Source organism: Pseudoalteromonas sp. TAB23, assembly GCF_000498075.1.
Lineage (GTDB): Bacteria > Pseudomonadota > Gammaproteobacteria > Enterobacterales > Alteromonadaceae > Pseudoalteromonas > Pseudoalteromonas arctica.
In genome coordinates this window covers 1-25,358 of the sequence record NZ_AUTP01000338.1, presented here as the reverse complement: position 1 = coordinate 25,358, position 25,358 = coordinate 1, and the positions used below count along the sequence as shown (strand labels likewise).

Here is a 25,358-nt window from a genome sequence, read left to right as displayed (position 1 = left end):
TCCATTAACACAAGCCTAAAAGATACCCACATTGGAAAATCTCGGCATTGCATTAAAAAATCAATCTTAACATTGATTAAAAAGCAGTTTATGATTGTCCAAATTATAGGGACTCACAATTAGATAGGAAGTCTGTGAAAGCAATAAAAACAATCATAAGATACAAAATTATTAGCTTTCTATTATTATTTCATATTAGTTCTTATGCCCTGCCATTGTACTTAGATACATATACAAATGAACAAGGTTTATCACAAAATTCAATTACCTGCAGTACCACTGATGAAAAAGGGTTTCATTGGTTTGCTACCCAAGGTGGCTTAAACCGATTTGATGGGTATGAATTTAAGCACTATAAATTCAATCCTTCACACCCTAGTATTTCGGGAAATTGGATTACAGACTGCCTGAATTTAGGAAACGGCCACATTTGGTTTGCTACAATAAGTAATGGACTTAACTTATTAAATACTGAAACAGGAAGTTTTAGTGTTTTTAACCAGTATTCAACCCCTCCTATTACAAACGAACGTATTTCATCAATTTCTTCTAATTCGCCACAAATCATTTGGATTGGTCACGATAAAGGGCAACTTACTCGTTTAGATACATACACAGGTACTACCGAATTATTTTCTTATCAGGGCACGAATCACTTAAATGTTGTTTTTAAGGATGTGCTTTTTGATGATCAAAAAAACCTTTGGTTAGCAAGTAGTATCGGGCTGATTAAGTTCGATACACAAACACATCGGTTCGAACATATACCTAATAGCCCTGAACAGCTCTGGCAATTAAAAAAAGCAGAAAACGGCAAATTTATTATAGGAGGTAAGACTGGTCTAAGTGTTTTTGACTCAAACACACTCGCATTTTATAACTTTGAGCAACTCAAAAATGTTTGGGTCACAGATATACTTTTTGATGATGAAAAAAAATTATGGGTAAGCACTTATGGTCATGGTCTTTATTACCAAGCTACAGATAATTTATTAAGTAGCGAGTTTCATCAACTTACTCACTCTCCAGATTTAAAACATGGCTTAGCTAACGATCACCTATTGTCACTTTACCAAGACCCTCAAGGCATTATTTGGATTGGTACAGACGGCTATGGATTACATCGCTATGATAAAAGGCAGGCTCAGTTTGGTCATCAAAAACATCAAAGCAATAACCCAGCTTCTATCTCGAATGACTTTGTAAGAGCAATACTCAAAGACAGTAAAAACTTACTTTGGGTGGGTACGCGCGACGGACTCAACAAACAAACTGACACAGGATTTAAACGCTATAAAACAGATAAAAATCAAGATATAGGCTTAACTAATAACAATATATTTAGTCTTTATGAAGATGCCAATAAACGCGTATGGATAGGCACATACGGAGGTGGTTTACTGCTTTACAACCCAATTAATGATAACTTTTCGGCTTTTACTGTGCAAAGCCATCAACTCAGTAGTAACCGTATTTATGCAATCGAAGGTGATCTAAGTGGTAATTTATGGCTGGGCAGTAACGAAGGCTTAACGCGATTTAATCCCGATACTTTACAGGTTACAAATTTTAAATACACCGCAGATAAAAATAGTATCTCAAATAATACTGTTTTTAGTATTACTTATGACAACGACAACAACGCTATATGGGCAGGAACCCGCGCAGGGTTAAATAAACTTTCTTTACATGATGAAACATTCACTCATTACCAAAGCGATCTTAAAAAGCCTAATAGTTTAACGCATGACATGGTTACATCCTTGCATTTACAAGATAAAAACACTTTATGGGTAGGTACTTTTGGCGGGCTCAATAAATTAAATATCCAAACAAACAAAGTAATAAACATTACAGAGTTTGATGGCTTACTTAACGATAATATTTTTGCAATTAAACAAGATAGCAGCGGTTACTTGTGGCTAAGCAGCAACCAAGGCCTAACCCGTTACGCTCCTCAAACCCAACAAATGCAGCATTTTTTACCCGCAAACGGTATACAGCATCATTCTTTTATTTTAGGCGCCGCTTTTCAAGCAGATGACGGCGAGCTATTTTTTGGTGGTATTAACGGTTTTAATCAATTTGATCCGTTAAAACTAACCCTAGCAACTCAACCCCCAGAACCCGTTATTACAGACTTACTTATTTATAACCAGTCAGTCGCGACGCAGCAATATATAAAAAACAAGACCCAAACGGCTAAGCTTATAAGCTATACAGACAGACTCTTTTTTAAAGAAGAAGATGGTGTTATCGGCTTTAAATTTTCTGCTTTAAACAGTGCAGAGCCCCCTTCTCAATACCAATATGCTTACAAGTTAGCTGGGTTAGATAAGCAGTTTTTATACGCAAACAAAAACCAGAGGCAAGTTAGTTATTCTCAACTTCCCGCTGGAAGCTATCACTTTATTGTAAAAGTTAAAGATCAATACGGTCAATGGAGTGATGATAAAACAATGGTTGCGCTTACAGTTACTCCACCTTGGTGGAAGAACAATGTTGCCTATGTCACTTACATCATTATCGTATTATTTATAATGTGGTTAATTATAACAGCAAGGTATAGAGCTAACGTTGCAGAGCAAGCAAACTTAAAAGAGAAAGAACTTAGCAACTTAAAAACCCAACTATTAGATAATGTTAGCCATGAACTTAAAACACCATTGAGCTTAATATTAGCGCCACTTGAGAGCTTACAAAAAAGTCATAAAGATTCAGACACCCAACAAAAACTAGCGATGATTCAACGTAATAGCTATAAGCTATTGGATCAAATAAACCAACTTTTACAGCTCAGCCAGCGCCCAAGCACTGCAGTAAAACACGTCACACCCTATGCTATAAAGCCGGTAGTTGAACAATTAATTGAAGATTTCACCCCTTTATTTGAGCAAAAAAATATTACATTTAAATTTGAAGATTTAACGGAAAAAAACTATTCACATTAAATCAGAGCTAAATCATACAATTTCTATTATCAGTAACTTATTAAGTAACGCCCAAAAATACACCCCAAACACTGGCAAAGTATTACTTCAGCTATTAACTAAAAAACAAACATTAATCATCACAGTCTCAGATACTGGTGTTGGTATTGATAAAGAGCACCTTGAGACCGTTTTTCAACGATTTACACGCATAAATACGAGTAATCAAAGCGGTAGCGGTATTGGCTTAGCGCTGGTGAAGCAGCTAGTTGAGCAATATGGAGGAACTATTGAACTTAAAAGTGAATTAAATAAAGGAAGTTGTTTTACTGTTTCACTCCCAATAAATCAAATAGACGAAACCTCTAACCTTACTGCTCTTGCTGTATCTAAAAGCAATAATTTATGTGTAGTAAAAAGTAATAAGATTCTTATTATTGAAGACAACGATGAAATGCGTGATTTAATAACGTCACTATTTATTAGTAGCTTCACGTGTATAAGTGCAGCTAACGGAGAGCTAGGTTTAGCTTTATGTAAAAACGAAATGCCTGACTTGGTAATAAGTGATGTAATGATGCCTGTTATGGATGGCTATCAGTTTATTAAAGCACTGCGCAGCGACACGGCTATTAGCCATATTCCGGTGTTATTACTTTCAGCAAAGGCAGATACGCATAGTAAATTAAAGGGCCTAGACTTACTTGCTGATGACTATTTGAGTAAACCTTTTGAGCCGCAGCTGTTACTCAGCCGCGTTCAAGGGTTATTAACGATTAGAGAAGTACTTAATCAACATTTAAAACAACAACTACCTGCTTTATCACAAACAACCCAGCTCGACCCACAAATGGCGCAAAGTAAAGATTATGTATTTACCGAGCGTGTAAAAACGACAGTAAAAGAGCATTACCAAGACGAAGCATTTAGCGTGGAAGAATTTGCAGCTGCGCTTTATCTTAGCCCTCGCGCTTTACAATTAAAAATGAAAGCCTTGTACAACCTAACACCAAGCGATTACATTCGAAATATTCGTTTAGAATTTGCACAAGAGCTTTTAAAAAATAGTGAGCTTGCAATTGGCCTAGTAGCACAGCAAGTTGGCTTTAATTCACAAAGCTACTTTGCCCGGTGCTTTAAAGCAAAATATAATATGTCCCCAAAACAGTTTCGCGAACAATCCTGATAAATTTCGCCTGTGTGACTAAACATTTCGCACCAGTACTATTATTAACCTGCTGATTTAACTAAATTAACATGAATTTAAATATTAAAGGAAATGCACCATATTTCCCTTGAGCGTATTAATTAAGGACAGTCATATGTTAAAAGCACCACAAAAACTATTATTAACGGCACTATTAACTACCACTCTGAGCGCTTGTCAAAGCACCTCCACAAATGTTACGTCAGGTCAAAATTCACCAGACATAAACACTGTCGCCCAAGAACAATACAATGGGCCTAAAGCTCGTATTGCTGTTGCACGCTTTACCGACAAATCAAACAACTCAAAATGGTGGCGTAAAGAAATAGGCGACGGTATGGCTGATCAATTAACTACGGCACTCGTATCAACAAATCGCTTTATTGTTTTAGAGCGCCAAGCGCTTGATGCTGTTTTATCAGAACAAGACCTAGCAGCCTCAGGTCGCGTTAGTGCATCATCGGGTGCCGCTTATGGTGAGATTGAAGGTGCTGAAATAGTCGTTATTGCAGCGGTAACTGAATTTGATGACGATAGCTCTGGTGCAAGTGTTGGCAGTGGCGGCTTCATGGGTGATGTATTTAGCTCTGTATCCGCTGGTTTCTCAGGCTCTCATATGGCGATTGATCTTCGTCTAATAGATACACGCACATCACGCATTTTAGCTGCAACAAGTGTTGAAGGTGGCAGTAAAGATTTTGACTTTACTGGAGCCGCAACCAACTTTGGTGGCGCACTTGTTGGCGGTAATATTAGTGGATGGTCTGATACCCCTAAAGAAAAAGCCCTTCGTGAAGTTATTATTAAAGCGGTTGAGTTTTTAGAAACTAAAATTCCAGATACTTACTATCGCTATAACAGTAACAACACTTTAGCATCGGGTTACACTGCGCCGCCACCGGCAGCTGTACAAGCAAAAACAGTCAGCAAGAGCGCTGTAACAGTTGATGTACCAACCCATAGAATGCCACATTATGAAAAGATGGATTTAGCAATGTCGCGCCTAAGCTTAGTATGTTTGGGTTACCTAAGAAACCAGCCTGATTACGAAGAATTTGAAACACAGGATGTTGAGTACGATCGTAAAACAGTTATCGCACTTCGTGAGTACCAACAAGACAAAAAACTAAAGGTAACGGGTTTAGCTGATGAAACAACTAAAAAGTCACTTGATGATAGTGGTTGTATCGCTAAAACGAACAAATCAAGCCTCGAAAGTATAAGCAACATGTTTAAGTTTAATTAATGGCTTTGACTTGGGTAGCTAATAAAAAGAGCTACCCAAGTACTCACTATCTAGTTAGCGCCTTTAACAAGTGGTACTCCGTTATTACCTACCGGGATATAAACAGTTGTATGATTAGGTGACTCAGCCATTTTTATTTGTGCATTAATAGCTTCATGTTGAATGTAATTAGCTGTTAGTGTTGCGTTAATGATCTTCTGAGCTTGAGCAATCCCTTTGGCTTCTTCAACCCTAATTTCAGCGTCTTTTTTGGCAATCTCTTTTTGTGTTTCTTTTTCCGATAATAGCTGCTGAGCTGCCAATTTTTTCTCAACTGCATTAGCAACAATATCGGGGTAATTAATATTGCCTACTACAACGTTTGCAAGTTTAAACGGCGTTGTCGATAAATAACTTTGCAGTCGCAGAGTCACTTCTTTCGCAATTTTCTCACGATTTGTTTTAAGCTCACCACTATCGTATTTTTGTACTGTATCGCGCACATACGTTCTAAAAGTTTCACGTACAAAGCGTTTATACCAATTTTCGGCGCCGTACTGCTCTACCACAGTTTTAACAGAGCCACTCTCAATAGCAATAACAGCATGAAAATCAAATTTAATATTTAAATCATCATTCGCTAAGATTCTAAATGTCTCGGTATATGTATTAGGTCGCATATCGATGTTTACCACTTCATTTCGCAGTAACGACATACCGTAATTAGATGGGCCCTTCATTGTTCCTTGATAACCACCTTCACCAAATACACGCGGCTTTTCGAATACGTAGCCTTCTTCACCTGCGGGTGTGCTTGGGTTAGTACATGCAGTTAATCCAAAACCAACGACTCCTACAACCAATGCACCTTTAAATAGGTTATTAAACAATGTTTGTGTCCCGGAGTTTCTTACTCTCATCATCTTTCCTTTAATTACTTTTTAATATTGTATAAACGTCACTTAACAAGCTTGAAGCACCAAATCTAAATGTATTTGCTTGCAAATAATCATCACCCATTATTGCGCGTGCTAGCGCTAAATAATCACTGGCATCGGCAACAGTTTTAACACCACCGGCAGCTTTAAAGCCCACACGTTTATCCGAGTTTTTAATGGCTGTTAGCATAATTCTTGTTGATTCAAGGGTTGCATTAATGGCCACTTTACCCGTACTGGTTTTTACAAAATCGGCACCACCTTCAATTGCCAATTGAGTAGCCTGCGTTATAAGTGCTTCAGTTTTAAGCTCACCGCTTTCGATTATTACTTTTAGCTGGGCGCGCGACCCACATGCTTTTTTACTTTCGCTTATATAGCTAAGTACTGTTTGAACATCGCCCGCTATGAGTTTTTTGTAAGGAATAACCAAATCAATTTCGTCTGCGCCGCGCTCTACAGCAATAAGTGTTTCGTTAATTACATCACTTAGTGGTGTATCACCCGTTGGGAAGTTAGTGACCGTTGCAACTTTTACGTAGTTAAGTTCACGCGCTGCAAGTGCTATTTTTGCATCATCAACAAAATCGCTATAAACACATACTGCGGCAGGCGTACCTAAGGTAGGATTTATGCTATCAACAAGTGCTTGAATGCTTTTGGTGGTATCGCTGGTGTTTAAACTTGTTAAATCCATCAGTGCGACTGCTAATGCGGCATCTTTTTGGTGGTGTGTCATTAGAGCTCCGTTGCTTATGTAATACCAATTTTATTAAAAACATAATCATTTTAGCGTATTAAATAACTCACTACGTTAAAAATTATTTATATAGAACAACTATGTATCATAATTTTAGCCTTGTTATTGAGCTATTTTCTCGTCGCTATAATAGATCACTAATTTAATGTAATTGGTATAAGTACAAAATTTGATATGCCTCCATATTAACAAATTAAACCAAACTCGCTATAGCTCATAACCAAACACTATAAGCTGGTTATTTTACTTGTAACTCGGCGCAATCCCTTGTTAACTAACTCTTAGGCCTAAAAAGCCCACCTATTATAACTTTTGGTTATATCAACTTGGTTTTAATTATTTTTTACTTATTGATAGCCGCTATATTCTGCTTATCAGAATAAAGCGTTTTCTTATATTTGAATTTGTTTAGGGGTCTTATTAACGTGCAGTATTTACCTATCTTTACCAAACTCGACAACAAACCAGTATTGGTTGTTGGCGGTGGAGAGGTCGCATTACGCAAATGTCGCGCGTTTTTAAAAGCGAGAGCGAGCGTTACTTTAGTAGCGCCTTGGTTTTGCGACGAACTAAAAGAACATGCACATAATAATGAAGTAACGCTTATTGATGCTTATTTTGATGAGTCGCATCTCGATGGAAAAATGCTTGTTATTGCAGCAACCGACCGCGATGAAGTAAACAACAACGTATTTGAACTTGCCAATGCCCGCAATGTATTTGTAAACGTGGTTGATGACCAACCTAAATGTACGTTTATATTCCCATCCATTGTTGACCGCGACCCAATTACGATTGCTATATCAAGTGCAGGCACAGCGCCCGTACTTGCGCGTCGCTTACGCGAAAAGCTCGAAACCCTTATTCCGCATCATATTGGCCCACTTGCAACAATTGTAGGTGGCTTTAGAGACAAAGTAAAAAAACGCTTTAAACACTTTTCTGACCGCCGCCAATTTTGGGAAGGCGTGTTCGACTCATCTGTCGTGAGTAAAGTACAAACCGGTGATACCCAAGCCGCGCAGCAGCAACTAGAGCAAATGCTAGATGCTAAAGCAGAACCTGAAGGCGAAGTATATGTAGTAGGTGCAGGCCCTGGCGATCCAGAGCTTTTAACACTTAAAGCACTACAACTTATGCAACAAGCCGATGTGGTTGTATACGACTTTTTAGTGTCTGACGAAATTATGGAATTAGTGCGCCGCGATGCTGACCTTATTTGTGTAGGCAAACGTTTGGGCGATCATAGTGTTGTTCAAGACGACACCAACCAAATGTTGGTCGACCTTGCTAAACAAGGCAAAAAAGTGTGCCGCATTAAAGGTGGCGATCCGTTTATTTATGGTCGTGGTGGCGAAGAAGTACAAGTACTGGCTGCTAACAACGTAAATTATCAAATTGTACCGGGTATTACAGCCGCTGCAGGTTGTAGTGCATATGCGGGTATTCCGCTTACGCATCGTGACCATGCACAAGCCATTCAATTTGTAACTGGCCATTGTAAAAAAGACGGCCAAGAACTTGATTGGCAATCGCTGGCAAAAGCAAATCAAACGCTTGCTATTTACATGGGCGTAATTAAATCGCCGCACATACAAAGCGAGCTTTTAAAGCATGGCCGCAAAGCCGACACACCTGTTGCCATTATCGAAAACGGTACACGCAAAAATCAGCGTGTAGTAACAGGCCAACTAGGCGAACTTGCCGACTTAATTGAACGCAACAGCATTATATCGCCTGCGCTACTCATTATTGGTGAAGTAGCCGCCCTGCACTCGCAACTAGCGTGGTTTGGGAAAAACGAACAAACAAGCAGCTTTGCACAGCCGCTAACAGATGTATCAAATACATAATCGAATTTTAAATTTGTAACTTTTTAATCATTTTAGTAGGACGACTAACAATGGCTTTAACTCACCTTCAGCAACTTGAAGCTGAAAGTATCAAAATCATGCGCGAAGTCGCCGCTGAGTTTGAGAACCCAGTAATGCTTTACTCTATTGGTAAAGATTCGTCGGTACTTTTGCACTTAGCGCGTAAAGCATTTTACCCTGCAAAAATTCCGTTTCCGTTATTGCACGTAGACACCAATTGGAAGTTTCGTGAAATGATTGAGTTTCGCGACCGTATAGCTAAAGAATACGGTTTTGACCTACTGGTACACAAAAATCCAGAAGGCATTGAAATGGGTGTAGGCCCGTTTACGCATGGCTCGGGTAAACATACCGACATAATGAAAACCCAAGGCTTAAAGCAAGCACTTAACAAATATGGTTTCGATGCTGCATTTGGTGGCGCACGCCGCGACGAAGAAAAGTCACGCGCAAAAGAGCGTGTTTACTCGTTCCGCGACAAACACCATCGCTGGGATCCTAAAAACCAACGTCCTGAGCTTTGGAACACTTATAACAGCCAAGTTAATCCGGGCGAAAGTATTCGTGTTTTCCCGTTATCTAACTGGACTGAGCTTGATATTTGGCAATACATTTACCAAGAAAACATCGACATGGTGCCGCTTTACCTAGCAAAAGAGCGCCCTGTTGTTGACCGTGATGGCACCCTAATTATGGTTGACGATGAGCGTATGCCACTTAACGAGGGTGAAGTACCGCAAATGAAATCTGTACGTTTTCGTACGTTAGGCTGCTACCCACTTACCGGTGCAGTTGAGTCAACAGCAAGTACTTTAACCGAAATTATTGAAGAAATGCTGCTATCTACGTCATCTGAACGTGAAGGTCGTGTTATTGACCATGATTCAGCAGGCTCAATGGAGAAGAAAAAACGTGAGGGGTATTTTTAATGTCTAGCCAAAATAACGATACATTTAACGAAGTAAAAGAAATAGGCATAGACGCCTACCTAGCACGCCAACAAGATAAAAGCTTATTGCGTATGCTTACCTGTGGCAGCGTAGATGACGGTAAATCAACATTGATTGGCCGCCTACTGCACGACAGCCACCAAATTTATGAAGATCAGCTAGCAGCCCTTCACAAAGATAACGAAAAAGTAGGTAATGCAGGTGAAGATCTTGACCTTGCATTATTAGTTGATGGCCTACAAGCTGAGCGCGAGCAAGGCATTACCATTGACGTAGCGTACCGTTACTTTTCAACGGCTAAGCGTAAATTTATTATTGCCGACACGCCTGGGCACGAGCAATACACGCGTAACATGGTAACAGGTGCATCAACAAGCGATGTTGCTATTATTTTGGTTGATGCGCGTTACGGCGTGCAAGTACAAACCAAGCGCCACAGCTTTATTTGTGACTCGCTTGGCATTAAGCAGTTTGTTGTTGCCGTTAATAAAATGGATATCGTTGATTTTGACGAAACCGTGTATGAAAAAATTAAGGCCGATTACCTTAAATTTGCTGAGCAACTTAACGTATCAAACATTAAGTTTGTGCCTATGTCGGCGCTTAAAGGCGACAACGTAGTAACTCGCTCTGCTCATACACCGTACTACACCGACAAACCACTACTTGAATTACTAGAAGATTCGCCAGCAGCCGAAACAGATACAGGCTTTGAAGCGCGCCTACCGGTGCAATATGTAGTGCGTCCTAATTTAAACTTCCGTGGTTTTCAGGGCACACTTACGTCGGGCAAGATACACGTAGGCGATGAAATAAAAGTATTACCGTCGGGTAAAACATCAAGCATTAAAGAAATTGTTACCTTTGATGGCAACCTAGACAGCGCAGAAGCAGGCCAAGCAATTACCGTTACCCTAAATAACGAGATTGATATTAGCCGAGGCGACGTAATAGTACCTGCAAATTCAACGGCTGTTGTTACTAACCAGCTGCAAGCTAAAATTGTGTGGATGCATGAGTCGCCATTAGTATTAGGTAAAAGCTATAACCTAAAGCTAGGCAGCAAAAACACTTCAGCTATTGTTACAAAAATTGATTACACGATTGATGTAAACACGCTTGAGCACGGCACTAGCGACTCACTGCAGTTAAACGAAATTGCGATTGTAACGCTTGAACTAACCGAAACTATTTTGGCAGACGAGTACCACAGCAATCATGAAACAGGCTCGTTTATCCTAATCGATCGCTTATCAAACCTAACGGTTGCTGCGGGCATGATTGAACAAGTACTGCAAAGCCAAGCACAGCAAAGTAACTTTAGCGAATTTGAAGTTGAATTTAACAGCTTAGTACGCAAGCACTTTCCGCATTGGCAAGCGCTTGATATTTCTAAGTTATAAGTTAACTTTAGCCTGTTAGGAATTTAAAAGCATGGTAGAACAGCTCGTTTTAACAGGCATTATGCTTACCTTAGTCGGGTGCCTTTTTGGCACCCGTATTAATCCAGCATGGTTATTTGTAAGCGCCATTGGCACCAGCTACTTAGCAGGGCTAATCGATCTTGAAAGCATGTTAATTAATTATGCTAACCCGTCGCTTATCACCTTAGTACTATTGGTGTTAGTGTCGACCGCAATAGAAAAAACCACCCTAATTCAAAAGTTAGCGCAATCGCTATCTAAAGGTAGTTTAGTAAAATCGGTAACAAAATTGGGGTTATCAACCGCCTTTTTATCGTCGTTTACTAACAATACCGCCGTTGTTGCATCGCTTATTACCGCGATAAAAGACAACCCTAATCACTCCCCTTCAAAGCTATTATTACCGCTGTCGTACACTGCTATTTTGGGCGGCACTATTACGCTTATTGGTACATCAACCAACTTAATCGTCAATGGCTTTGCAGTAGATGCGGGCATGGAACCGCTGGGCTTTTTTGACTTTACCTTAGTGGGTTTAGGCGCGTTAAGCGTAGGCCTAATTACCATTTTAGTGATGCTTAAATACTTACCCGACAACGGTAAAAGCGACCAAGAAGTCGTGCCTTTTTACCTAGAAGGCAAAGTACAAGCAAACTCAAAGTTAATAGGCCAAACCGTTGAAGAAAACGGCCTGCGTGATTTAAAAGACTTATTCCTTGCTGAAATTATTCGCGATGGCAGCCGCATTTGCGCAGTCACCCCGCAGCAAATTATTCAAAAAGATGACGTGCTGCTTTTTGTAGGTGACATAAAATCGGTGCCATTACTTACCCGTTTCGACGGCCTAAAAGTAGTACACGAAAATCATCAAAAAGACATAGAACACTTAGTAGAAGTAGTTGTAAGTCAGTCTTCAAAATTTATAGGTAAAACCGTAAAAGAAGCCCGCTTTAGAGAGCAATTTCATGCTGCTGTTATTGCCATTCGCCGTGGGCACGACCGCTTACAAGGCGGCCTGGGGCAAGTGCAATTACAAGCTGGCGACTCACTTATACTCGCACCAGGTAAAAACTTTTACACCTTGCCTAATTTAAAGCGCGAATTTGTGTATATTTCAGGGTTTGACTTACAAGCCCACCTTGCACCTAAACAATCAAACATTGTGCTACTAAGCTTTGCCGCAGTACTGGGTTTAAGCATTATTGGCATAGTGCCGCTGGTTAAAGGCTTATTAGTATTACTAATTGGCTTAATGCTCAGTGGCACCATAAAACTTAACGAAGTAAAACGCCGTTTTCCTATCGAGTTACTCGTAGTCGTAGGCAGCGCCATTGGCCTTGCTAAGTTAATGATAGGCACCGGACTTGCCGGGCAAATATCCGACGCCATGTTTATGGTACTTGGCGACTTTGGTCCTTACGGCGCATTTATTGCCATATTTTTAATGACCGTATTATTTACCGAGCTTATTACTAATAACGCAGCAGCTGCCTTGTCGTTCCCTGTTGCTTACTCGCTCGCGGTTGGTTTTAATGTAGACCCGCTGCCATTTATTATGGNCGGTTGCCTTTGGCGCATCAGCTAGCTTTATATCGCCATTTGGGTATCAAACTAATCTAATGGTTTATAGCGCGGGTAACTATCGCTTAAAAGATTACATAGTGATGGGCTTACCCCTTTCTATTATTTATTCAATCACGGTATTAACCTTGATCCCGCTGGTATTTCCATTTTAATACCTGCGCTCACAGCATAAGAGACTCTCACTATGGATGAAAATATAGTTTGGCATAACTACGCAACTACAAAAGCACAGCGTAGTGAGCAAAAAAAACATAAGCCCGCTATTTTATGGTTTACCGGCTTTTCAGGCTCTGGCAAAAGCACCGTAGCAAACGCACTAGAAGCGGCGCTTAATCAGCAAGGTACGCACACTTACCTGCTCGATGGCGACAACGTACGCCACGGTTTATGTAAAGACCTAGGCTTTAGCGACGAAGACCGCATTGAAAACATACGCCGCGTAGGCGAAACCGCTAAACTAATGACCGACGCTGGCTTGTTAGTACTTACTGCGTTTATATCGCCTTTTAGAGCGGAGCGCGATATGGTGCGCAGCCTAGTAGATGACGGCGAATTTATTGAAGTATTTATCGATACCCCACTGGATGTATGCGAAAGCCGCGATCCAAAAGGCTTATACAAAAAAGCCCGCGCAGGGGAGATAAAACACTTCACGGGTATCGATTCAAGCTACGAAGTGCCAAACAATCCAGAAATAATTTTAGATACAAGTAAAAACACCCTAGACCAATCGGTTACACAACTGATAACGTATCTAAAACAAAAGCACATAATATAGGTTAACCCCATGAATCAAACCGAACTGCTAGAAGAAACCCTCATCCTTGCCCGCAAAGCAGGCCAAGCGATAATGGGAATTTACGAAAAGGACTTTAACGTTGAGTACAAAGCCGATGAAAGCCCCGTAACCGACGCCGATTTAGCAGCTCATAAATTGATTGTGGCAGGGCTTCAACAGCTCACACCTGATATTCCAATACTTAGTGAAGAAAACGCCGACATAAGCTGGGATGTACGCCAAACGTGGAAAAGCTACTGGTTAGTTGACCCAATCGACGGCACTAAAGAATTTATTAAAAAGAACGGTGAATTTACCGTAAACATCGCCCTAATTAAAAACGGCACTCCTATTTTAGCAGTAGTAGATGCACCCGCACTTGGCGTATCGTACTTAGCCGCCGAAGCAATTGGCGCATTTAAAGATACTGGCGATGAGCGAATTGAGCTTAAAGTAACGACTAAACCTAACAAAGGGTTAATTCGTGTTGTAGGCAGCCGCTCGCACCCATCACCCGATTTAGCCGAGTTTGTAAAACGCTTTGACGAGGTTGAAATGGTATCAAAAGGCAGCTCACTAAAGCTGTGTTTAGTCGCTGAGGGCAGCGCCGATATTTACCCGCGCTTGGGCCCAACCTGCGAATGGGATACCGGAGCAGGCCATGCAATCGCCGAAATAGCCGGTGCTAAAGTCACTAAGCTTGATGGCAGCCCACTTATTTATAACACCAAAGATGAATACTTAAATCCGTATTTTATTGTGAGTGCGTTGGAAGAATAAAAGCTTCGAGCTGTTAGCCACGAGCAGCTCAATGTAAATCTAAACACCGTAGGTTGGGTTGAGTGGAACGAAACCCAACATGGTTGAGCACTAAACTATAAAGCCTTATACAATAGGCTTTGGTTTCTAATTTCCTCAAGAAGAGGCTTTAGCTACATTCTATTTGAAAATAGTAACCTCATCACAGAGTAAACTAAAACGCTTTGCTGAGAAATATAACAGTATTGTTCGCTCTCACGATAGAGTTTCCTAACTCCTCCGACCTAAACAACATTTAAATTCTCATAAGCAGGTAGTTTAGACGTATTAATGAGAGCTACATTGCTGTTTGTGGGGGCTTCGATGCTAAAACTTGACAGCTGCTCTCCGAAGTAATGGAACTCCCTTTGACTTGTTAGATCTGAAAACTGTTGTTTTGAGTGGTAACTCTGATAACTTTTCATTAAGTAAGTTAATATAAGTTTTCCGAGATCATTAGAATTAAGTTGATCTAACATGTCTTCATATTCAACAGGTACTATATGTGTATATCCTAGATATTTTAAAAGGCGATCAAAATTAACTCTACCATCTTTAATAAACAATAGTTTATTTATTACTTCATAGAAATTTTCTAGGTCTAAGTTATTTGCTATTAACCAAGTAATAGCTAAGTCTATATTTTCGTTTATATTTCTTCCCGGTTCAGCAAACTGCAAAATGCAGGAACTTGGAGTATCAGCCTCAAAAAATTTAACTAAACCTTTTGTGCTATCTTTGCAACAGCGAGGTATGAAAAAAAACCGTTCAACCCCCTGGCTATATTCTTCAGAGAGGGACAACCATTCATTTAAGAATACAACAATACTTTGCGATTCCCTCAACTCAATAATTTTAGCAATTAAGACTTGATCACTTAACTCTCCATTACTAGGTATTTGTTCTAATAATATTCTATTTAAATAATCTATATTCCAAGTCATGCACCCCAAACTTTGTTGTGTATGGCGATTCATATTTAAATTTATCTCTTCTCTATTATTTAAAATCGACTTCTTTTCATGCTCACTAGTCAAAGGATCATTAAGCCTCTGTTTTTGGATAAGCCATTGATACCTTTCTAGAAGAGGCTTTGTACAGAATAAGTGCTTTAATAATTGCTCTAAATTATCGTCTATATTACCCGTTTCATTTGAAGACATCTTTTCAATAAGTGACTTAATTCTTTTACCTTCATACTCTTCAATTATTTTAGGTCTATTTATTTTCATCTTAATAAATGCAGAATAATTCACTTCTTTCAAGCTAATAGCTTGTAATAATGACATAAAGTTAACCTCGCCCATCAACTTTTTAGGTTGCCACACTTGGTCAACTCTGCGTAATATTTTTTTCATTATCCTTAATGAGGTAATAAACTCATTTAAGTGCCGTATATCTTGGTTATTTTTTGAGAACTCAGGTGTATTTCCTCTTAGAGTAAAAATATCACCATCTCGCTTTTCAAGTAGCCCACTATTACCAAAAATATAATAACTTTTATGAGCCGTATTTTTATGAGGGGAAATTGCACTTTCAACACTTAATTTAATGTAATTAAATATCCTTTCAGTCAAATCAATGGTAAAAATATCTTCCCTATAATCAGTCGCCTTTGAAATAACTTCAGCGGCAACTTCATTTTCATTCCCCATCACGACGATAAAATTGATATGACTCAAATCTCGATTTTTCAATCTATCCAACAGTGCAGCAATATCATTTAACCGTTTTTCATTTTCATCGCCTGCTCCACGATCTACATCTTGCAGGGTGATCAGTAATTTGTGGTTGGTTGCATCAAGAACGTCATTAAGCTTTTGAAAACTTCCCTCAATATCAACGGGGCCTGCGAGTAACGTAGATGCAAACTGAAATACACTACCGCCAGACTTCAACGCTTCAGTGTAATGCTTCGGTAACGCACGAAAGGCGCACATATCAATATACTGGCTTATATCATCGATAATATTACTCAGTACCACGTGAGCAACACTACCGCTTGCAGCGCCCCAAGTAGATATATCGCTGTGTATCCAAGTACTATCTTTTGCAGAGTTTTTTGCCAAATCATTCACAATACTTTCGACGATACTACTTTTTCCGCAACCATAAGGCCCACATAGCGCTATGTGTTGTGCTAAATTTTTTTCATACTTATCACCACCATTTTGCAGCCGCTCGGTGATACGCTTTACATACACCTGTAAGTCGGGCTCTAATCTTTCTGTACTTTTGATAGTTGAATCATCTTTGAACCATTCTCTGAAATCTTCTAACGTTTTTAGTTCTGGGCTTTCTTTAGTTTCAATCGGCTCAATTTCAGAAGTAAAGTTTTGTTGTTTGCTCTGCCTGTATTCATTGCACAATAAGTAAATCGCTAAAATTAAATAACTAGCAGCTAGGCTGATAAATACATAAAAAGCAGCTGCTATATAAGCAAGACCTACATACATAGTCGATAGAGCAACCAATACAGCAGTAAAAATTGGCTTTTGGGTATAAAGCTTTGCCTGATAAATGACGGTTATGAGCATGCCAATAAACGTAAGTGCTAGGTATTTTAAGCTCATAAAGCTTTGTGCGTATAACGCAGCTTCATCAAATTTTGGTGCTGTGCTTAGCATATAAAAAGCAGTCAGAAAGTATGATGCTAATACAGCAATTGTCACAGGCGGATATCGCCAGTTAAACTCAATACTGCGTTTAGTATGCGATATATAAAACTTATCAAGCAGGAGCTTTATGCCAATACCCGCTAAAAATGCACAGCTGTAATGTAGGATTGGATTCGCATTTAAAATAGCGTTCCAACTTAAATATGCCTTTTGTACAAAACCGACTTTGCTTAAAAATACAGTAATTGTTGCGGCGGTAATTGCACACAATAAAAGAGAAAGCCAGCGTGTGGCTGTAATAGGGAGAGTTTTAACTTGCGACAACTTAATATCCTTATCAATACGTTACCTAACCAGTGTATATCAATTGAACATTATTGAATAAGCAAGTTTAATAAATAAAACCGCCTATCTTAGCTTTGCGATTCGCTGACGCTATGACATGTTGGGTTTCGCTTCGCTCTACCCAACCTACGCTTTGATATAAAAGTGAAGTTTATTCCTTTAAGTCTTATTTTGAGTTTAGGGAGAAAGTCAAAAAGAAAGAGCAGGCTATTGCTTCTACAACCCTTAACGATTTTGCTGGGCAATAAAAGCAAGCGAGTGCTGATTGAATAAGTCAGGGCGTTCCACATTGCAGACATGGCCGCAATGGTGAATAGTTTGCAGTACGCTATTTTTATGACGCTTAACCATTTCTTTAACAGGGCCAAGGAACATATGATCTTCCTTACCCATAATGTACAGAATGGGAATATCAATGTCTTTTTCTTTGAAATATTGCATTAAAGGATTTACGTCCATGGCTAATTTAAACCATTTTATAAACTCTTTTTGGCACAAGCGTTTTGCTTCACGAACAAACAAAAGTCGAGATTCTTTATGACGCTTTTTCGGCATCATAATAAAAGCAAATAAGCGATACAGCCACATATAAGGAAGGAAGTGTTTAAAAGTATTACCTAAATAAACCAATGTATTACTGCGCGTATTAAAACGAGTAACCGCTCCACCTAGCACCATGCTAGAAACATATTGCGGCGCAATTTCAGCAATATTTCGAATAATAATTGTGCCCAATGAAATGCCAACAAAGTGTGCGCTGGTGATATTGTTATGATCTAACACATCGATAATGTCTTTAGAGACATTATTAAATGAATAATTATTATCAACAAAGTTTTGTACTAAGTTATTCGATTTACCGTGACCACGAAGATCTAGCAACAACACATTATATTCTTTTTTATAAGCTTTAAGCTGACGAAACCAAATTGCCGAACTACCACCTGCTCCATGGACAAATACAACCCATGTTTTACTGGTTTCGTGCGCAAAAGTAGTATGGAAAAGAATTTCTTTGCTCATTGCAGTTAGTGGCCTATTTACTTCGTTTGGCATATTCAATTGCAGGAAGTATAACGGAGTTTAATAAAAATCTCTTATGAAGTTGAGATCAATGGCTTCTACTTAACAGCTTTTGAGAGCAGACTTTGATTTTTAAATGAAAACCAATAAAATGACCTTCCCCTATTTTACGTTATGAAAACCGCCTATCTCGGCTTTGCTGCTCGCGTGACACTATAGCGTGTTAGGTTTCGCTCCAACTAACCAACCTACCCGTACAGTAACTCTATAATGTGGCTTGCCATTTAAGGCTTTTGCTCACTTTTACACCGCTGTTTCGTATTCATGACACTTACCCTCCAATTGAGTCTAATTAATTAGTCTACAAATCCTCTCAAAACATGAAATTTTTAGCTAAAAACTATATTCTTGCGCGCGATTATTATTTAAATAATGGATGAGCACACACACATGACAACATCTCAAGATGCAACGCTTTCAAATGCATCACCAAACACACACACAAATTCAAGCAAAAATTCAAATACAAAAACTAAATGGAACCTGCACGATACGCAGTGGACATTAAGTTTATTTGGTACCGCCGTTGGTGCGGGTATTTTATTTTTACCTATTAACATTGGTATTGGCGGTTTTTGGCCGTTAATTATTATGGCGTGTTTAGCGTTCCCAATGACCTTTTTTGCGCACCGTGGATTAGCGCGCTTTGTACTTTCATCAAAAAATAAAGATGCCGATTTTACCGACGTAGTTGAAGAGCATTTTGGTGTGACTGCGGGGCGGTTAATTTCCTTGTTGTACTTTTTATCTATATTCCCAATTTTGCTTATTTACGGTGTAGGTTTAACCAATACCGTTGATAGTTTTATGGTTAATCAAATGGGGATGGAATCACCTTCTCGCGTGCTACTTTCGGGTGTATTAGTTGCAGGTATGATTAGCTTAATGATGGGCGGCGAGCGCTTAATGCTACGTGCCTTTGCTATTTTAGTTTATCCGCTTGTGGGCATATTGTTCTTTTTATCACTTTATTTAATCCCTAGCTGGCAAATGCCAGATATGACTGTGCCTGAAATAGGCAGCTTTGGTAAAACATTGTGGTTATCGATTCCTATAATTGTGTTTTCGTTTAGCCACGCAGCGGCTATCTCAAGCTTTGTAAATGTGCAACGCGGTCATTACGGCGAACAAGCTACACGTAAGTCTGAGGCCATTTTAAAGCGCACTAGCTTGCTACTTATTACCTTTGTACTGTTATTTGTGTTCTCTTGCGTGCTGTCGCTTACAGGCGAGCAAATGGCAGCAGCTAAAGCGGCTAACGTATCGGTTTTATCCTACCTTGCTAATATTACTGATAACTCGTTTATTGCCACACTTGGGCCACTTGTTGCCTTTATTGCTATTACATCGTCGTTTTTGGGTCATTTTTTAGGTGCACGCGAAAGCTTTACAGGTTTAGTAACTAAACAAACAGGCTTAAGCGCTGGCGTTACCGATAAAATTGGTGTGTTAATCATGTTTTTAGCTATTTGGTTTTGTGCTGTTAAAAACCCAAGTATTTTAGACATGATGGATCAGTTATCGGGCCCTATCATTGCGATGATTTTATTCATTATGCCAATGATTGCAGTTTATAAAGTACCTGCACTTAATAAATACCGAAATCGCTTTAGCACGCTATTTATATTAGCGGTTGGCTCGCTTGCTGTATTTGCACTTTTATACAGTATGCTTAAGTAATAAAACTGTTTATACAAAAGCCCGGCTACTTTTTAGCTGGGCTTTTTTTGTGTGCTGTTTATCTCAAATTGTTTTTTCATAGTCGCTCTTCAGGCATGTTATAAATTAACTAGCCTAAAAATAAAACAATTATGCACTTTACTAAACAACTCCTACTTTATGTAAGCTTGCTAACTACGCTTGTTTTAAGCCTCTTTGTTAAAGCTGATGACGCTCCCGCTATTTTATCGATGAAAGAGCGCGCTGCTTTTATAGATAAAATAACTGAGCTTAGAGTTAATACCTTAATGCCCTCGTTAATGAAGCAGCACAACACTGATATATGGCTACTTATAAGTCGTGAATATAACGAAGATCCAATATTAAAAACAATGCTGCCTGCAACATGGCTTTCAGCCAGACGCACCACTATTTTGCTATTTGCACTTAATAAACAAGGTGGTGTTGATGCTTACGCTATTGCGCCTTATAAAATAGGTAACGTATTTAAAAAAGGGTGGGATAAACAAACACAACCAAGCCAGTGGGAAGCACTCAATACACTTATTGAGCAATACAAACCTCGCAATATTGCGCTTAATACTTCTACCGACTGGGCACATGCCGATGGCCTTGTGCTAGGCGATTACAAAACCTTAATGGCTAACTTGCCCGCCGCTTATCACAATAAAATAATTTCTGCAGAGCCGCTTGCTGTTGCGTGGTTAGAGCAACGCATTCCTGAAGAAGTTAAAATGTATAAACATATTGTCGCTATTGCCCATCATATTATTGCAGAGGGGTTTTTGGGTAAAACAATTACGGTTGGTGAAACAACTAGCGATGACTTGGTATGGTGGTTTAGAGAGCGCGTAAAAGAGCTAAAACTACAAACATGGTTTCACCCAAGTATTGCTATTCAGCGCGCCGATGCGAAGTCGTTCGATCATGAAGAAAGCTTTACCAATGGCTACGATGATAACGTTATACAAGCCGGTGACTTGCTTCATGTAGATTTTGGGATTACTTATTTACGCTTAAATACCGACACGCAGCAGCATGCGTATGTGCTCAAAGAAAACGAAACGAGTGCGCCTAGTTACTTAGTTGAAGCACTAAAAAGCGGTAATAAACTACAAGACATATTTACCAATCAATTTGCGGTAGGTAAAACCGGTAATGAGGTTTTAGCTGCAGCACGAAAAGCCGCTATTGATCAGGGATTAAAACCCACTATTTATACTCATCCTCTTGGCTATCATGGCCACGCTGCTGGCACTACATTAGGTATGTGGGATTCTCAGCAAGGTGTACCGGGAGATGGTGACTATCCGCTGCATTTAAATACGGCTTACTCAATTGAGCTTAACAATGCTGTGTTTATAAAACAGTGGAATAAAGAAATAAGAATAATGTTAGAGGAAGATGCTATTTTTGATAAAAGCGGTGTCTGGTATTTAAATGGCCGACAAACACAGCTATTGCTTGTAAAATAAAGCAAAAAAAATGGCGCTCACTGAGCGCCATTTTTAATTTAATTCGTTGCTATTATTCTGTATCTGGCAGGTTACGGCCATAGAATATTTCTTGCATTTCACGGGTCAGCTTTGAGCGAATTTCGTCTTCTTCGCCCTCTGATAAATCTGCCGTAGAAAGGCCGAACAAATACGTGTTTAAATCGGTTTCTTTTAACATCATTTTGGTATGGAACAGGTTTTCTTGATACACGTTCACGTCCATCATTTGGTACGCTTCTTTTGTATCTTCTGTCATGAAGTTTTGAATCGAGCTAATAGCATGATCAATGTAGTGCTTAACACCGTTTATGTCGCGGGTAAAACCACGAACGCGGTAGTCAATTGTTACTACGTCTGATTCAAGGCTATGAATTAAGAAGTTTAACGCTTTAAGTGGCGAAATAATGCCACAAGTAGACACTTCAATATCAGCACGGAATGTACAAATACCATCATCAGGGTGAGCTTCTGGGTATGTGTGTACACAAATGTGGCTTTTATCTAGGTGCGCAACAACTGAATCAGGTAATGGGCCTGGTGCTTCGTCAGCATCGTAATTTTGCTGCTCTTCTACTGGTTCTTCTGAAACCAAAATAGTTACACTTGCGCCTTGCGGTTCATAATCTTGGCGCGCTACATTTAAAATGTTAGCACCAATAATATCAACAACTTCACCTAAAATGTCGGTTAGTCTATCTGCACTGTACTGCTCATCGATATATTCAATATATTCTTTACGTTGTTGCTCGGTCTTTGCGTAACAAATATCATAAATACTAAAGCTTAAACTTTTGGTTAAATTGTTAAAGCCATGAAGTTTAAGTTTATCGAAGGGTTTGTTCATAATAAACCAACCTATAAATTAGTGGGTTCTGCACCTGCAGAATGAAAAGTTCGCGGATTTTATACGAATTTCCCTCGTGGAAAAAGCGTTATTTTGCTTGATCTTGCACAACTTCGTGGCTATGCGTAATTTCTACTGTTTTATCAAGCATTAATGCAACTGAGCAATACTTTTCAGCAGAGAGTGAAACGGCGCGTGCAAGGTGCTTTTCAGACACATTATTGCCTTTAACAACAAAGTGTAAATTGATTTTGGTAAACACACGTGGGGCTGTTTCGGCGCGCTCTGCACTTAGTTGTACTTGTACATCTGAAAAATCTTGTTTGGCTTTTTTTAAAATACTAACCACATCAACTGATGAACAACAGCCAACTGACATTAAAACCATTTCCATTGGGCTTGGTGCTGCACTATCGCTGCCGCCATCAAACACAACATTGTGGTTAGAATTAGAACGACCAATAAACGTATCGCCTTCAACCCATTTTACATTTGCTTGCATTGTTATATCTCAAAAAAATATTTTCTTGATTGTAAGCAAGTTAGCCGTAGTTGCAAATGAAAATGCAACGCAGGGCTATAAAATGGCTAAGATTGTTGTGTTAAAGCGCTATCAAAGAGGTTTTTTACTAAACCTGCAAATTCATCTATAAAGGCATGCTGTTCAACCGTGACAGGCTGTGAGGTGATGCTGCTGAGGACTTCTTCTAAATCGTAAACTATGCCATCAACTTCACGTACAATTTGACTACGCTGCTCTGTGTTGAGGTTTGTGTGCTGCTCGCAAATAAGCATCACATTTTGTGCAATAACGTCTTCGATTAATTCCATTACTGTTGGGGCACCTGGTTTTATTTCGCCTGGCTTCTCAAACAATGCTAAATTTTGAGTTAGATACATGATCAAATCATCGTACCCTTGCCTATCTAAAACCATTTTTGTACCACCTTTGTATAATTAATTATTTTTGATTTAAGCAGAAAGCGCTGTTGATTGCTAGCTTTGCGCGTTAGCAATACAAAAAAAGCAGCCGAAGCTGCTTTTATAATAATTAAGTAGTATTACTACTTAATCTATTTTTAAGCCTGGGCTTAGTGTTGCTGGCATAGCTACTTTTTCAAGCTCAACTGAAGCTACAGGGTATGCACAGTAGTCAGCTGCGTAATACGCGCTTGCTCTGTGATTGCCCGATGCGCCAATACCACCAAACGGTGCTGCGCTTGATGCGCCAGTAATTGGGCGGTTCCAGTTAACAATACCTGCACGAATACGACGTAAGAAATGGTCGTAATCTGCTGCACTGTCACTTAATAAACCAGCCGATAAACCAAAGGTTGTATCGTTTGCTTTATCAATGGCTTGGTCAAAGTCGTCAAAGCGGAATACTTTTAAAAGTGGTCCAAAATGCTCTTCATCTGGGAAGTCACTAATATTTGTACACTCAATAATACCTGGTGTTACAAAGCCGGTATTAGCTGTGTGCTCAAGTTCTACTAATACTTCACCACCAAGCTCAACAAGCTCGTTTTGCGCTTTAACCATACCCGCAGCTGCAGCTGATGAGATCATAGAGCCCATAAATGGCTGGTCTGCATCGTCATAATTACCTACTTTAATCGCTTTAGTTGCTGTGATTAAACGCTCAAGTATCACATCGCCTTTGCTACCTGTTGGTAAAAATAGTTTACGTGCACACGTACAACGCTGGCCACTTGAGATAAACGCTGATTGAATAATATCGTGAACAACCGCTTTAGTGTCTTCAACGTCAGTAATAATAAGTGGGTTATTACCACCCATTTCTAGCGCTAAAATTTTGCCAGGTTGACCCGCAAACTGTTCATGTAAAATATGACCAGTACGCGAAGAACCCGTAAAGAACAAGCCATCAATACCTTTGTGAGCAGCAAGGGCTTTACCCGTTTCTACTTCACCTTGTACAAGGTTAATGACACCTGCTGGTAAACCTGCTTTTTCCCACAGTTTAAGCGTAAGCTCAGCTACTTTAGGAGTAAGTTCAGACGGTTTAAACACAACCGTGTTACCTGCTAAAAGCGCTGGCACAATGTGGCCATTAGGTAAGTGACCCGGAAAGTTATACGGACCAAATACGGCTACAACACCATGTGGCTTATGACGAATCATCGCACGGCCAAGTGGCATTGCGTTTTCTACGTCGCCAGTGCGCTCTAAAAATGCTTTTTCAGAAATGGCAATTTTACCAACCATAGCACCCGCTTCTGTGCGAGTTTCCCACAGTGGCTTACCTGTTTCTTGTGCAATAGTAATAGCGAGCTCTTCGCTGTTTTCTTTTAATTGCGCTGCGAATGCTTTAATTATTTCTAAACGCTCAGTAAAGCTTTTATCAGCCCATGCATAAAACGCTTCGCGCGCTGCATTTACTGCGGTGTCTACTTGCGCCGCAGTTGCCGATGAAGCCTGCCAAATAACGTCGTTATTTGCAGGGTTTACTGAATTAAATTCTGTGCCTTGGCCTTGTGACCATTGACCATTTATAAATTGTGCAGGATGAGTCATATACTTTCTCCTAAATTAAATCGTGGTTGCACTAACAATATCGCCAGTTTGCAAATGCAGTGCATCTGCTATTTCTTGCGATAAAATAAGGCTTTTTGCGCGCTCGTCAAATGTCATTGGTGCAACGGTTGCTCTAAAGTCATTAAGCTTTTCGTTAGCTAGTAACACTATGGTGTCGCCAGTCATTTCGCCAATTTCAACGTTAAAGTTACGTGCATTACGAATAGTCGCAATGTTATCTACTTTTGCTTCAACCGTTGGGCCGCCGTCAAAAATGTCTACGTAG

Annotated in this window: 19 protein-coding genes and 1 pseudogene; 11 read left to right on the top strand and 9 right to left on the bottom strand. The window is 39.6% G+C overall.

Going from position 1 to position 25,358, the window contains the following annotated elements:
* Positions 1-134: 134 nt before the first annotated feature.
* From L654_RS01000000126640 to L654_RS0122525, 3 genes are all read left to right on the top strand, one after another.
* Complete coding sequence (locus tag L654_RS01000000126640; protein WP_225305797.1) at positions 135-2,951, top strand: sensor histidine kinase; 2,817 nt, start codon at positions 135-137, stop codon at positions 2,949-2,951.
* Positions 2,941-4,116: an ATP-binding protein gene (locus L654_RS1000000128455; RefSeq protein ID WP_343223604.1), complete on the top strand. Its 1,176-nt coding sequence runs from the start codon at positions 2,941-2,943 to the stop codon at positions 4,114-4,116. The genes L654_RS01000000126640 and L654_RS1000000128455 overlap by 11 nt, the downstream gene beginning before the upstream one ends.
* A gap of 136 nt (positions 4,117-4,252) precedes the next feature.
* Positions 4,253-5,383, top strand: coding sequence for a CsgG/HfaB family protein (locus L654_RS0122525; RefSeq protein WP_024609120.1), 1,131 nt, complete (start codon positions 4,253-4,255; stop codon positions 5,381-5,383).
* Positions 5,384-5,433: 50 nt separating this feature from the next.
* Here the strand turns inward: L654_RS0122525 and L654_RS0122520 are convergent, their stop codons facing one another.
* Positions 5,434-6,282 carry an SPFH domain-containing protein gene (locus tag L654_RS0122520; protein ID WP_024609119.1) on the bottom strand — a complete coding sequence of 283 codons (849 nt, stop codon included), beginning with the start codon at positions 6,280-6,282 and terminating at the stop codon, positions 5,434-5,436.
* 10 nt (positions 6,283-6,292) lie between these two features.
* A complete protein-coding gene (deoC, locus tag L654_RS0122515; protein WP_024609118.1) occupies positions 6,293-7,039 on the bottom strand; it encodes a deoxyribose-phosphate aldolase in 747 nt (248 codons plus the stop codon).
* Between the two features lie 446 nt (positions 7,040-7,485).
* Between deoC and cysG the strand changes: the two genes are divergently transcribed.
* The 6 genes and pseudogenes from cysG (at position 7,486) to cysQ (ending at position 14,450) form a co-directional block, all read left to right on the top strand.
* Positions 7,486-8,913, top strand: coding sequence for a siroheme synthase CysG (gene cysG, locus L654_RS0122510; protein WP_024609117.1), 1,428 nt, complete (start codon positions 7,486-7,488; stop codon positions 8,911-8,913).
* Positions 8,914-8,963: 50 nt separating this feature from the next.
* Positions 8,964-9,863, top strand: a complete 900-nt coding sequence (gene cysD, locus L654_RS0122505; RefSeq protein ID WP_008133447.1) for a sulfate adenylyltransferase subunit CysD — start codon at positions 8,964-8,966, stop codon at positions 9,861-9,863.
* Complete coding sequence (gene cysN / locus L654_RS0122500) at positions 9,863-11,287, top strand: sulfate adenylyltransferase subunit CysN (RefSeq protein WP_024609116.1); 1,425 nt, start codon at positions 9,863-9,865, stop codon at positions 11,285-11,287. The genes cysD and cysN overlap by 1 nt, the downstream gene beginning before the upstream one ends.
* Before the next feature lie 31 nt (positions 11,288-11,318).
* Positions 11,319-13,044 (top strand): annotated as a pseudogene (locus tag L654_RS01000000126635) (SLC13 family permease).
* 32 nt (positions 13,045-13,076) lie between these two features.
* A complete protein-coding gene (gene cysC / locus L654_RS0122490) occupies positions 13,077-13,670 on the top strand; it encodes an adenylyl-sulfate kinase (RefSeq protein WP_010555008.1) in 594 nt (197 codons plus the stop codon).
* 9 nt (positions 13,671-13,679) lie between these two features.
* Complete coding sequence (gene cysQ, locus L654_RS0122485; RefSeq protein WP_024609115.1) at positions 13,680-14,450, top strand: 3'(2'),5'-bisphosphate nucleotidase CysQ; 771 nt, start codon at positions 13,680-13,682, stop codon at positions 14,448-14,450.
* A 263-nt stretch (positions 14,451-14,713) separates the two neighbouring features.
* Here the strand turns inward: cysQ and L654_RS0122480 are convergent, their stop codons facing one another.
* On the bottom strand, positions 14,714-17,410 hold the full coding sequence (locus L654_RS0122480) for a P-loop NTPase fold protein (protein WP_024609114.1): 2,697 nt from the start codon (positions 17,408-17,410) through the stop codon (positions 14,714-14,716).
* Between the two features lie 246 nt (positions 17,411-17,656).
* A complete protein-coding gene (locus L654_RS0122475) occupies positions 17,657-18,454 on the bottom strand; it encodes an alpha/beta hydrolase (RefSeq protein WP_007580097.1) in 798 nt (265 codons plus the stop codon).
* Between the two features lie 450 nt (positions 18,455-18,904).
* Here L654_RS0122475 and L654_RS0122470 point away from each other — a divergent pair, with 450 nt between their 5' ends.
* Complete coding sequence (locus L654_RS0122470) at positions 18,905-20,194, top strand: aromatic amino acid transport family protein (protein ID WP_007580094.1); 1,290 nt, start codon at positions 18,905-18,907, stop codon at positions 20,192-20,194.
* Positions 20,195-20,325: 131 nt separating this feature from the next.
* The gene (locus L654_RS0122465) at positions 20,326-21,669 is read left to right on the top strand and encodes a M24 family metallopeptidase (RefSeq protein WP_024609113.1); all 1,344 of its coding nucleotides are present in this window, start codon (positions 20,326-20,328) and stop codon (positions 21,667-21,669) included.
* A gap of 52 nt (positions 21,670-21,721) precedes the next feature.
* On the opposite strand, the gene speD is transcribed toward L654_RS0122465, so the two are convergent.
* The 5 genes from speD to L654_RS0122440 all read right to left on the bottom strand — a co-directional run.
* Entirely contained in the window at positions 21,722-22,534 is an 813-nt protein-coding gene (gene speD, locus L654_RS0122460) for an adenosylmethionine decarboxylase (protein WP_007376266.1), read from the bottom strand.
* 88 nt (positions 22,535-22,622) lie between these two features.
* Positions 22,623-23,036 carry an OsmC family protein gene (locus L654_RS0122455; protein WP_002958863.1) on the bottom strand — a complete coding sequence of 138 codons (414 nt, stop codon included), beginning with the start codon at positions 23,034-23,036 and terminating at the stop codon, positions 22,623-22,625.
* Between the two features lie 86 nt (positions 23,037-23,122).
* Entirely contained in the window at positions 23,123-23,470 is a 348-nt protein-coding gene (locus L654_RS0122450) for a DUF3802 family protein (protein WP_007580087.1), read from the bottom strand.
* Positions 23,471-23,602: 132 nt separating this feature from the next.
* Entirely contained in the window at positions 23,603-25,072 is a 1,470-nt protein-coding gene (gene astD, locus L654_RS0122445; protein WP_007580085.1) for a succinylglutamate-semialdehyde dehydrogenase, read from the bottom strand.
* Between the two features lie 15 nt (positions 25,073-25,087).
* Positions 25,088-25,358, bottom strand: a 271-nt coding sequence (locus L654_RS0122440; protein WP_029753753.1) for an arginine N-succinyltransferase, incomplete at its 5' end; no start/stop codon positions are given.